An 11,555-nucleotide genomic window follows, 5' to 3' on the forward strand; every position below is an offset into this window, starting at 1 on the left:
ATGCTGCGACTATTTTGTTGTGCGGCGCGCACTGATGCAAATCCCTTCTGCATTTTTCTGCCCGCGCTTACTGTTTGTTTGTTCTGACTATTCGGCATTGAAAAGCTGTGCATTAGCGCAGGTTTTTCCGCCAAAATTAAAGATAAGCTGCTGTTTAATATGCTTTGTAACAATTTCGGCTAGAATATAAACCATTATTGACTGTTACATTCAGGCATCTTTTTTGAAAATAATAGCTCGGGCAATTGCGCCTTTGGGAGTATCGACATGCAAGAGAACTACAAAATTCTGGTCGTGGATGACGACATGCGTTTACGTGCGTTGCTGGAACGCTATCTGACCGAACAGGGTTTCCAGGTGCGTAGCGTGGCGAACGCTGAGCAGATGGATCGTCTGCTGACGCGTGAATCCTTCCACCTGATGGTGCTGGACCTGATGCTGCCTGGCGAAGATGGCCTGTCTATCTGCCGCCGTCTGCGCAGCCAGAGCAACCCAATGCCGATCATTATGGTGACGGCGAAAGGCGAAGAAGTGGATCGTATCGTTGGCCTGGAAATCGGCGCTGATGACTACATTCCAAAACCGTTTAACCCGCGTGAGCTGTTGGCCCGTATCCGTGCCGTTCTGCGTCGTCAGGCGAATGAACTGCCGGGCGCGCCGTCGCAGGAAGAAGCGGTGATCGCTTTCGGTAAGTTCAAACTGAACCTCGGCACGCGTGAAATGTTCCGTGAAGACGAGCCTATGCCACTCACCAGCGGCGAGTTCGCCGTGCTGAAGGCGCTGGTCAGCCACCCGCGTGAACCGCTGTCCCGCGATAAGCTGATGAACCTGGCGCGTGGCCGTGAATACAGTGCGATGGAACGTTCGATTGACGTGCAGATTTCCCGCCTGCGTCGCATGGTGGAAGAAGATCCGGCGCACCCACGCTATATCCAGACCGTTTGGGGCCTGGGCTACGTCTTCGTGCCGGACGGCAGTAAGGCATGAGGCGGATCCGCTTCTCTCCCCGCAGTTCCTTTGCCCGTACGCTGCTGTTGATCGTGACCCTGCTGTTTGTCAGTCTGGTCACGACCTATCTGGTGGTGCTGAACTTTGCCATCCTGCCAAGCCTGCAGCAGTTCAACAAAGTGCTGGCGTATGAAGTGCGAATGCTGATGACCGATCGGTTACAGCTGGAGGATGGCACGCAGCTTGAGGTGCCACCTGCATTCCGCCGTGAGATATACCGCGAGTTAGGCATTTCGCTGTATACCAATGCGGCGGCGGAAGAGAGCGGATTGCGCTGGGCGCAGCATTACGAATTCCTCAGCCAACAGATGGCGCAGCAACTGGGTGGGCCGACCGACGTTCGCGTCGAGGTGAATAAAAACTCCCCGGTGGTGTGGCTGAAAACCTGGCTGTCGCCGGATATCTGGGTCAGGGTGCCGCTGACGGAAATTCATCAGGGGGACTTCTCGCCGCTGTTCCGCTACACGCTGGCGATCATGCTGTTAGCGATTGGCGGTGCCTGGCTGTTTATCCGCATCCAGAATCGACCCCTTGTGGAGCTGGAGCACGCCGCAATCCAGGTGGGTAAAGGCATTATTCCGCCGCCGCTGAGAGAGTACGGAGCGTCAGAAGTGCGCTCGGTTACCCGGGCGTTTAATCAGATGGCGTCTGGCGTTAAACAGCTGGCCGATGACCGCACGCTGTTAATGGCGGGTGTCAGTCATGACCTGCGAACGCCGCTGACGCGTATCCGTCTGGCAACCGAGATGATGTCTCAGGAAGATGGCTATCTTGCTGAGTCGATCAATAAAGACATCGAAGAGTGCAACGCCATCATCGAGCAGTTTATTGATTATCTGCGTACCGGCCAGGAGATGCAGTTTGAGCGTGCGGACCTGAATGGCGTACTCGGCGAAGTGGTCGCGGCGGAAAGCGGCTATGAGCGTGAGATTGAGAACGAGGTGATGACCAGCGAACTGATGGTCGATATCAACCCGCTATCCATTAAACGTGCGGTGGCCAATATGGTGGTGAACGCCGCCCGCTATGGTAACGGTTGGATAAAGGTCAGCAGCGGCAGCGAGTTGCAGCGCGCCTGGTTCCAGGTTGAAGATGATGGTCCGGGCATCCGGCCCGATCAGCTGAAGCACCTGTTCCAGCCGTTTGTGCGCGGAGACAGCGCCCGCAGCACCAGCGGAACGGGATTAGGCCTGGCGATTGTGCAGCGTATTATCGACGCGCATCAGGGATCGCTGGAGATTGGTGACAGCGATCGCGGTGGGTTACGCATTCGTGCCTATCTGCCTTTGCCACCGGCCAACAGCCTGCCGGCACCGCCCGTCGCGTAACGGTTAAATCTGTCTGTAAAAAAAGGGCTTAGTCGATGACTAAGCCCTTTTTGCATTACAGCTGCGGACCGGCTTTGATTAACGCCTCACCGGCCGGCGTATCAGTGTATTTATCGAAGTTATCAATAAACCGCTGGGCCAGATCGTTGGCTTTCCCTTGCCACTCGGCTTCATCACTCCAGGTGTTTCGCGGATCGAGAATATGGCTATCCACACCCGGCAGCGCGACAGGCATCTGCAGATTAAACACCGGCAGCGTCACGGTTTCGGCTGTCGACAGCTCACCGCCCAGAATGGCGTTGATAATCGCCCGCGTATCCTTAATGGAGATGCGCTTGCCGCTGCCGTTCCAGCCGGTATTGACCAGATAGGCTTCCGCACCGGCAGCTTCCATCCGCTTCACCAGCACTTCGGCATACTGCGTTGGATGCAGCGTCAGGAAAGCCGCACCGAAGCAGGCGGAGAAGGTCGGCGTAGGTTCGGTCACGCCGCGTTCGGTGCCCGCCAGTTTGGCGGTAAAACCCGACAGGAAGTGATACTGGGTCTGATCGGGGCTGAGCCGTGAAACCGGCGGCAGCACGCCAAACGCATCGGCAGTCAGGAAGATCACTTTACTGGCGTGGCCCGCCTTAGAGACCGGCTTCACGATGTTATCGATGTGCTCAATCGGGTAGGAGACGCGGGTGTTTTCGGTCTTGCTGCCATCATCGTAATCCACGGTGCCATCGGCACGGATCACCACATTTTCCAGCAGGGCGTCGCGTCGAATCGCCTGATAAATTTCCGGTTCAGCCTGTTCAGACAGCTTGATGGTCTTGGCATAACAGCCGCCTTCAAAGTTAAACACGCCGTCATCGTCCCAGCCATGTTCATCATCGCCGATCAGCTGGCGCAGCGGATCGGTAGAAAGCGTGGTTTTACCGGTGCCGGAGAGGCCAAAGAACACCGCCACATCGCCTTTTTCGCCGACGTTCGCCGAGCAGTGCATCGAAGCAATGCCCTTTAACGGCAGCAGATAGTTCATGATGGCGAACAGGCCTTTCTTCATTTCGCCGCCGTACCAGGTGCCGCCAATCAGCTGAATACGTTCCGTCAGGTTGAAGGCAACAAAATTCTCGGAGTGCAGCCCCTGTTTTTGCCAGTGTGGATTGGTGCATTTAGCGCCGTTCATCACCACGAAGTCCGGCTCAAAGGTGGCCAGCGCGGCGTCATCCGGGCGGATAAACATGTTTTTCACAAAGTGCGCCTGCCAGGCGACTTCAGTGATAAAGCGCACGCAAAGTCGGCTATCGGGATTGGCGCCGCACCAGGCATCCACCACAAACAGGCGTTTGTGTGACAGTTGCTTAATGACGAGGGATTTCAGGGCCTGCCAGTTTTCCTCAGAGAGCGGCTGGTTGTCGTTCTTACCTTCGCCCCGATCGTTCCACCACAGCGTGTCGCGGGTGGTGTCATCGCGGACGATATATTTATCTTTGGGTGAGCGGCCGGTAAAAATGCCGGTATCGACGGCAATGGCGCCAGATTGTGTCTGAATGCCTCGTTCACAACCGGACAGTCCTGGACGGGTTTCTTCATGAAAAAGCGTTTCATAATCGGGGTTATGGACGATTTCAACCGTGTCCGTGATGCCATAAGCGACGAGGTCCTGCGGGGTCAGATCACGCATGTTACTGCTCCTTTATCGGCTCTGTGCTGCAACGTAGTGTAGGGTAATGGAAGACCATTAACCGTGATGTTCCGCATATCCATCCTCATGCGGAAAACACGATCGCGCGCAGTCTACACGTGTGAAGATGCAGTGAAAGGCAAAAGCAGCAGAAATGAGAAGCAGCGCGTGAAGAGAGGAAGGGGCAGGGCCAGGCCGGTTAAGGCCTGACCATTTCGTGCATATTAACGCATCAGTTTGCGACGCGAGTCGCATCAATGAAGCTGATCGTTACTCGCGGAAGAACCGTTACGAATCGCCGCAATATCCACCGCGTCGTAGGTATAGTGGCTGCCGCAGTAGTCACAGTGCATGTCGATTTTGCCATCTTCGGCAAGGATTTCGTCCACTTCGGCTTCTGGCAGCGTCGCCAGCACTTCGCCACAGCGCTCGTGCGAGCAGGTGCAGCGGAAGCAAACGTCTTGCGGATCGAAAATCGTCACTTCTTCCTGGTGATACAGGCGCCACAACACATCATTCGCCGGCAGGCCGAGCAGCTCGTCGGTTTTGATGGTTTCGGTCAGCGTGGCCAGATGGGTGAAGTCATCCGGGTTAGCATCCTGCGCCGGCAGCACCTGCAACAGGATCCCGCCCGCGCCCTGCTGGCCTTCGATTTCGCCGGTACGGATAAACAGGCGCGTTGGCAGCTGTTCAGAGCGCATAAAGTAATCTTCCAGGCACTCCGCCAGCGTCTCGCCTTCCAGCCCTACCACGCCCTGATAACGCTCACCTTCCGCCGGGGAAATGGTGATCACCAGGTAGCCGTTGCCGACCATCTCTTTCAGCGTGCTTTCTGCCGCAATCTCACCCTGCATACGGGCAACACCGCGCATTTCCTGGCGGTTATTGCCGTTGATGACCGCCAGATTCAGCGGGCCATCGCCCTGCAGCTGGACGGTGATATCGCCGTCAAACTTCAGCGTAGCGGTCAGCAGGCTGGTGGCAACAAGCAGTTCGCCCAGTACTTTCTGCACCGGTAACGGATAGTCGTGGCCTTTGATGATTTCACGCCAGGTGTCGGAAACGGTAACCAGTTCGCCACGCACGGCATGGTTTTCGAACAGGTAACGGTGCATTTGATCTTGATGAGCCATGATTCTCTCTCGTTTGGGCGGATTACTCGTCGCCAGAATTTTTAAATTTCATTAAGTCCCGTCGCTCTTTTTTATCCGGGCGGCGGTCGGGATGCGGCATGGTCAGCGCGTTCATTTTTCGCGCCAGCGCTATCTTTTCCCGTTTCTCAATACTTTGAGCCGTCTCTTCGTACATCAGCTGAGCTTCCACCGCCGGGCGGCGCTGTTCGCTGATGGCCAGCACGATCACGGTGCGTTCATCATTTCCCTGCCGGAGCGTCAGTTCAGCATTCAGCTCAACGATTTTACTCGGCTTGCTGCGCTGACCGTTGTAGTGGACTTTGCCACCCTCAATCATCTGGCGCGCCGCAGAACGGGTTTTGTAGAAGCGAGCGGCCCACAGCCACTTATCCAGCCGAATCGCCTCTGCGGATTTCTCTTTCATCGCTGCTCCTTGATGGGAATACCCCTATGTATGGGTGAATCGCTGGAATTCAAGGCGCTTCATCGCAGGATAATCAGGGGAGTCAGAAGGGGAGGCCATTCGCCTTGTCAGCCTTAAAAATAGCATAAAACTGACCGGCTCAGAATAACGGGCGAATGCTCTGGCTGGTGCTCAGCGAGGGGCTGAAGCACTTGTCGTAATAGGTTTGGATGGCAATCAGGCGCTGGCGATTACCGTGGATGCGCTTCAACGCCAACAGGCCGTTGATCACAAAACTGAGCGTAACCACCAGCAGCAGCAGGCTGGTGCCCAGATAACGCCAGAGCGTCAGTTTGTCCGGCGCGCTGTGCAGCGCGATATGACGCGTGCCGTTAGCATCGGTGGTGATATTGGTGACGATGCCGCTGGCGTAAAACTGGGTGTGCAGCAGCATGCCGGCCAGACGTTGCAGCTCGGGCCACTGGTCGGGTGCATTGAAATCAAACAGTGAAACGCTCGGTGCCGGCTGGTTTACTAGCTGCCGGCCTTCATCGCTGAGGATCAGGAAGCCGCCTGGCGGTGGGCTGTTCAGCGCTTCCGCCGCACGGCGCGTCTCGCGGTAGAAGAACGAAGAGGTGGCGGTATTCACCAGATTTTCCAGCGCTTCAGCACTGACCGGGCGCAGCAGCACATTCATGCCGTTCAGCGAGCCGGAATCCGCCCGGCGCACCAGCGTATCCCAGTCTTTGGCATTACCAAGGTTAACCAGCGCATTCTTCAGCCGCACGCAATCCTGATCCTGACTGCATAACTCCTGGGTTCTTAGCACGATGTCTGAGAAATCATCCAGCAGGATCATGCCGGATTTCTGAATAGCCGTTGCCAGCTGGGGGTTGAGCTTCGGATCGGTATTGCTTTGCGGGTGGAGCTGCATGCTGGTGGTGCTGAGCAGCGCGGTGGCTTTATCAATAATGTCGGACTGCGGCTGGGGCAGGGGAGCGGCGTTATTCCAGTAAACCGCCGAGCAGTCGAACGGCATAAAGGCGTAAGTGCGGTTGCCCTGATAGGTTGCCGGGATGGAACACATGCCTTCACCGTTGACCTTCAGGCTGTCACCGATATGCAGCGGCATTTTTTCCAGATCGTTGACCGTCTGAACCTGAACGCTTTCGGTGCCCTTTAACCACGCCAGGCTCAGCTTGAGCGGCATACTGAGCGGGATCCACGCAACCAGCAGCACCATTACCAGTAACGATCCTGCCGCCAGCACCAGATTCTTTTTCCAGCGCTGAATCGGGAAGTTGCGCACCTCATCCTGCAGCGAGAGGAAACGCCCCTGGCGGACAACCTGGCGGTTCAGGTAAATATCTATTTCAGTCGACTGGCCCAAATCAGTAGAGACGTAGGGCTGCCAGTGTGGCGGGTAAATCAGGTCAATGATGCCCAGTGAAATATTGCTGACCTGTCCCTGGTTCGATTCGCCGAACAATCCCCAGCGCTTAGGCGCGCCGCGCAGGCAGTGAATTTCGCGGAGATCTTTTTCGCCAGGACGACGGTAGAGGAACCAGCAGCTGACCGCAATCATCGCGGCGCCAGCCAGCACCAGCCACGGCATCAACAGTTCAGGGCCGACCAGACTGACAAAGAACAGCAGGAAGGCGATGCAGATTGCGGACGCTTCACGCGTGCCGTCCGGGCGGCTGAGGGCGTACTCTTCGGCGGTTTCCTTGCGCACGCTGACCAGCTCAATGTTTTCGCTCTCTTCTTTCCTGATCGAGGCGTTTTGCGACACCGGGCGAATAGCCGGGGCCAGCGCGGGCTGCTCATAAACGTAATTCACCAGCGAATGGCCATTTAACGAAATGACCAGCGGAATGGATTGCGTTTTGATCAGCTCAACGTAGTTCTCTTCAGCAATATACTGTTCCCACAACGGCGGCAAATGGACTTCTACCGCATCCAGGTAGTAACGCCATTTGTTGGGATCATCAGTGGAGAGGCCGTAGCGGGTAATCGAGCGGGTGACAGGGTAGACGTTGCTGCTTTGCGAGGTGAGGACCAGCGGTTCGGCCGTCCTGCTGGTACCACCGGGTAAGGTGTTATCACGATGTTTTTCAAGCAGGCTGATATAGCGCTCAACGGCTTTGCGCTCGTCGTCGCTCAGTTTACGAAATGGAGGACTGATGAATGGCAGTGGTTTCGCCAACGGCGGGCGATGCCGCATAGCGTACCAAAAGAAACATCCCGCTCCCATCGAGCAGGCCAGCATTACAGCCAATATAATGACTATTGTGCTCATGCTTCCCTCATTCCTGCCACGATGCTCCCGTCGTCATTATGATGATACCCGGCTTTGATCATATCGTTACCGACATTGTGGCGGGTTTAGACGGCTCTGGCAATCCGCTGTGTATACAAAAATAGCGCGCAAAATCATAAAATTAGATTATTAGTATAAGATTCCCTGTTGAGATGGTATCAACTCATTTGCCGCATCAGTATCGGCATAATCCTATTTTTACTGGTCCTGATTGACTTTTTTTAAAACTTTTCATGCTAGCCGACGCGCATTTGTTATAACTACGTAAAATAATCCATGCGATGATTGGCATCCCCACTCCGGTGCCGCACAATGGGGGTACGACGGTCAATATGCCGTGACTTACGGGCTATGACGCTCATTTTTTGGCTTTTTTCCTGGGGCCACTATGACCAGACAACTGCAGAAACCCAAAATCCTTAATGTGGAAGCCGTGGCACGCTCGCGCCTGTTCACCGTTGAGGCCGTAGACCTGGCATTCAGTAACGGTGCCCGTAGAGTCTATGAGCGGATGAAACCCACTGACCGCGAAGCGGTAATGATCGTGCCGATTATCGACGACCACATTATCCTGATCCAGGAGTATGCGGTGGGGCTGGAATGCTATGAACTCGGCTTTCCAAAAGGGTTGATTGACCCAGGCGAAACCCCGTTTGAAGCGGCAAACCGTGAGCTGAAAGAGGAAGCGGGTTTCGGCGCGGAAACGCTGGAAACGCTGGGTAAACTGACGCTGGCACCGTCCTATTTCTCCAGCAAAATGAACATCGTGGTGGCGGAAAAGCTCTATGAAGAGAAGCTGGAGGGAGATGAACCTGAACCCCTTCCGCAGCTGCGCTGGCCGCTGGATAACCTGCTGGGATTGTTACAAGAACCGGACTTCTGCGAGGCGCGTAACGTCAGTGCGCTGTTCCTGGTCCGTGAATGGCTGGTGAAGCAGGGCCGCATTCGCTATTAAAAAAGCGGGCACCAGGCCCGCTTTCGTTGATTCAGAGGGACGCGCCGGATAACGGCGCGTCCCTTTTTGTTGGCTTAACGATCAGAACAGTTCATGACTCTGGCCGTTATCCATCAGCGTGGTGCCGACATCATGCACGGAGTACTCGGTAGGCTGGGTGCCATCGATGAAGTATTCCTGACGGGTGTTGCCACCGCCATTCGCCAGCTTGCCGGTGCCACGGTCAATGGTCACCGTCACCACGCCTTCCGGCGGAGTCAGGGGCTGAACCGGCACGCCATCCAGCGCAGCTTTCATATACTGATCCCAGGCAGGCTGAGCGCTTTTCGCGCCGCCTTCATACCCTGAAATCTGATCCTTGATCGCACCCGACGCCGTGGTGCGACCCAGATCGCGACGGTGGTCATCAAAGCCAATCCACACCGAGGTCACCACGCCAGGGCCATAACCAGAGAACCAGGCATCTTTCGAGCTGTTGGTTGTCCCGGTTTTGCCGCCGATATCGTTGCGACCTAAATCACGACCTGCGCGCCAGCCGGTTCCCATCCAGCCTGGCTCGCCGAAGATGTTCGAGTTCATTGCACTCTTAATCAGGAACGACAGCGGCGTGTTGATCACGTGAGGCGCGTATTGCTGCTCGCCATCCTGCTCGGCCTGCTTCTGCGAAACCTGCTCAAGCTGTGGCTGAGGAACGGCGGTCTTTTCACCTTCTTTCGAGACGGCAACGTTTTCCACGCTGTCTTCACTCAGAGCGACCGCTTTCTTGGTTTCGCCGTAAATGACCGGAAGATTGCACTCCGGGCAGGCGACCTTCGGTTTCTCTTCAAACAGGGTGTTGCCTTGCTCATCTTCGATCTTGCTGATGAAGTAAGGGTCAACCAGGAAACCGCCGTTAGCCATAACGGAGTAACCGCGCACCATCTGCAGCGGGGTAAAGGACGCGGAACCCAGCGCTAACGATTCGGTGTGAACGATGTTTTGTGCCGGGAAGCCAAAACGCTGCAGATATTGTGCCGCGTAATCGACGCCCATTGCGCGCATAGCCCGCACCATCACCACGTTTTTCGACTGTCCCAGACCCTGACGCAAGCGGATTGGACCATCGTAGGTTGGCGGTGAGTTCTTCGGACGCCAGTCAGAGCCGGCACCCGCATCCCAACGTGAAATCGGCACGTCGTTAAGGATAGAGGCCAGCGTCAGCCCACGGTCCATCGCGGCGGTGTACAGGAACGGCTTGATGTTCGAGCCCACCTGGCGCAGTGCCTGAGTGGCACGGTTGAATTTGCTCTGATTAAAGTCGAAGCCACCCACCAGCGCACGAACCGCACCGTTATGGGGATCCAGCGAAACCAGTGAGGAGTTCACATCCGGCACCTGACCCAGCGCCCAGCCGGAATCCACTTTGTAGACCCAAATTTGCTGACCGGCCTGAACCACTTCCGTCACCGATTTTGGCGTGCGGCCTTGTGCCGTGTCGGATTTGTATGGACGTGCCCAGCGCATACCCGCCAGATTCAGCGCGATGCTGCTGCCGTCACGCATGGTGACCGTGGCTTCATCACTGTTCGCCTCGGTAACCACTGCCGGGAACAGCGGACCATATACCGGCAATGCCTTGAGGGACTTGACGATTGCCGTGTGGTCCCATGGGTTCTGGCCCACTTTCCACAACACATTCGACGGGCCACGGTAGCCGTGACGCATATCGTAGTTCATCACGTTGTCTTGCACCGACTTCTGGGCAGCCAACTGTAATTTACGGGTGATGGTGGTGGTGACTTTGAAGCCGTCGTTATAGGCGTTGTCGCCATAACGCTTAACCATCTCCTGACGAACCATCTCGGTCAGGTAAGGGGCAGAGAACGCAATTTCCGGCGCGTGGTAGTTGGCTTCCAGCGGGGTGTTGCGCGCTTCGTCATACTGCGCCTGAGTGATGTAATTCTGGTCCAGCATGCGACCCAGCACTACATTGCGGCGCTGTAACGCGCGCTCGTGTGAATACAGTGGGTTGAACGTTGAAGGGGCTTTAGGCAAGCCGGCAATCATCGCCATTTCGCTCAGCGACAGCTGATCAACGGTTTTGCCGAAGTAAACCTGCGCGGCGGCGCCCACGCCATACGCACGGTAGCCGAGGTAGATCTTGTTCAGATAGAGCTCAAGGATTTCGTCTTTATTCATCATCTGCTCAATGCGGATGGCGAGGAAAGCCTCCTTAATTTTACGCATCAGCGTACGCTCAGGGCTGAGGAAGAAGTTACGCGCCAGCTGCTGGGTGATGGTACTCGCCCCTTGTGACGCATGCCCGGACACCAGCGCCACGCTCGCCGCACGGAAGATGCCGATAGGATCGACTCCGTGGTGCTCGTAGAAGCGGCTGTCTTCGGTAGCGATAAAGGCTTTCACCATCACCGGCGGGATTTGCTGCAGTTTCAGCGGAATACGGCGCTTCTCGCCATACTGAGCAATCAGCTCATTGTCGGCGCTGTAAACCTGCATAGGCGTCTGCAAACGCACATCTTTCAGTGTGGCAACGTCGGGCAGCTGGGGCTCTATGTATTTGTACAAACCATAGACCGAGCCTGCTCCAAGCAAAATGCAACACACTGCAAGGATCAATAAATACTTTACGAACTTCACCTGATATTTTCCATTCTGAGTCGATTGGGCAGTTTATAAACAATCGCGCGGTAGTATAAAGGCAAGCCAGAAGCTTGGATACGTCCTTTTAGATACTGACGA

At 55.8% G+C, this 11,555-nt stretch carries 8 protein-coding genes; 3 read left to right on the forward strand and 5 right to left on the reverse strand.

Features of this window, described 5'->3' with window-relative positions:
• The first annotated feature begins 267 nt into the window (after window positions 1-267).
• Both ompR and envZ read left to right on the forward strand, forming a co-directional pair.
• Window positions 268-987, forward strand: coding sequence for an osmolarity response regulator transcription factor OmpR (gene ompR / locus ACXKZG_RS01750; RefSeq protein WP_001157751.1), 720 nt, complete (start codon window positions 268-270; stop codon window positions 985-987).
• A complete protein-coding gene (envZ, locus tag ACXKZG_RS01755) occupies window positions 984-2,336 on the forward strand; it encodes a two-component system sensor histidine kinase EnvZ (RefSeq protein ID WP_013204205.1) in 1,353 nt (450 codons plus the stop codon). The genes ompR and envZ overlap by 4 nt, the downstream gene beginning before the upstream one ends.
• 55 nt (window positions 2,337-2,391) lie before the next feature.
• Here the strand turns inward: envZ and pckA are convergent, their stop codons facing one another.
• The 4 genes from pckA to ACXKZG_RS01775 all read right to left on the reverse strand — a co-directional run bounded on the left by pckA (window position 2,392) and on the right by ACXKZG_RS01775 (window position 7,840).
• Window positions 2,392-4,005, reverse strand: coding sequence for a phosphoenolpyruvate carboxykinase (ATP) (gene pckA / locus ACXKZG_RS01760; RefSeq protein ID WP_488875618.1), 1,614 nt, complete (start codon window positions 4,003-4,005; stop codon window positions 2,392-2,394).
• A gap of 254 nt (window positions 4,006-4,259) precedes the next feature.
• The gene (hslO, locus tag ACXKZG_RS01765) at window positions 4,260-5,138 is read right to left on the reverse strand and encodes an Hsp33 family molecular chaperone HslO (protein WP_013204203.1); all 879 of its coding nucleotides are present in this window, start codon (window positions 5,136-5,138) and stop codon (window positions 4,260-4,262) included.
• A 22-nt stretch (window positions 5,139-5,160) separates the two neighbouring features.
• Complete coding sequence (gene hslR / locus ACXKZG_RS01770) at window positions 5,161-5,562, reverse strand: ribosome-associated heat shock protein Hsp15 (protein WP_013204202.1); 402 nt, start codon at window positions 5,560-5,562, stop codon at window positions 5,161-5,163.
• Between the two features lie 139 nt (window positions 5,563-5,701).
• On the reverse strand, window positions 5,702-7,840 hold the full coding sequence (locus tag ACXKZG_RS01775; RefSeq protein ID WP_346600140.1) for an intracellular growth attenuator family protein: 2,139 nt from the start codon (window positions 7,838-7,840) through the stop codon (window positions 5,702-5,704).
• A gap of 409 nt (window positions 7,841-8,249) precedes the next feature.
• Here ACXKZG_RS01775 and nudE point away from each other — a divergent pair, with 409 nt between their 5' ends.
• Complete coding sequence (gene nudE / locus ACXKZG_RS01780; RefSeq protein ID WP_013204200.1) at window positions 8,250-8,816, forward strand: ADP compounds hydrolase NudE; 567 nt, start codon at window positions 8,250-8,252, stop codon at window positions 8,814-8,816.
• Between the two features lie 81 nt (window positions 8,817-8,897).
• Here nudE and mrcA read toward each other — a convergent pair whose 3' ends face one another.
• Window positions 8,898-11,453: a peptidoglycan glycosyltransferase/peptidoglycan DD-transpeptidase MrcA gene (gene mrcA / locus ACXKZG_RS01785; RefSeq protein ID WP_013204199.1), complete on the reverse strand. Its 2,556-nt coding sequence runs from the start codon at window positions 11,451-11,453 to the stop codon at window positions 8,898-8,900.
• Window positions 11,454-11,555: the final 102 nt, after the last annotated feature.

This window comes from Erwinia sp. 2186, assembly GCF_057812255.1.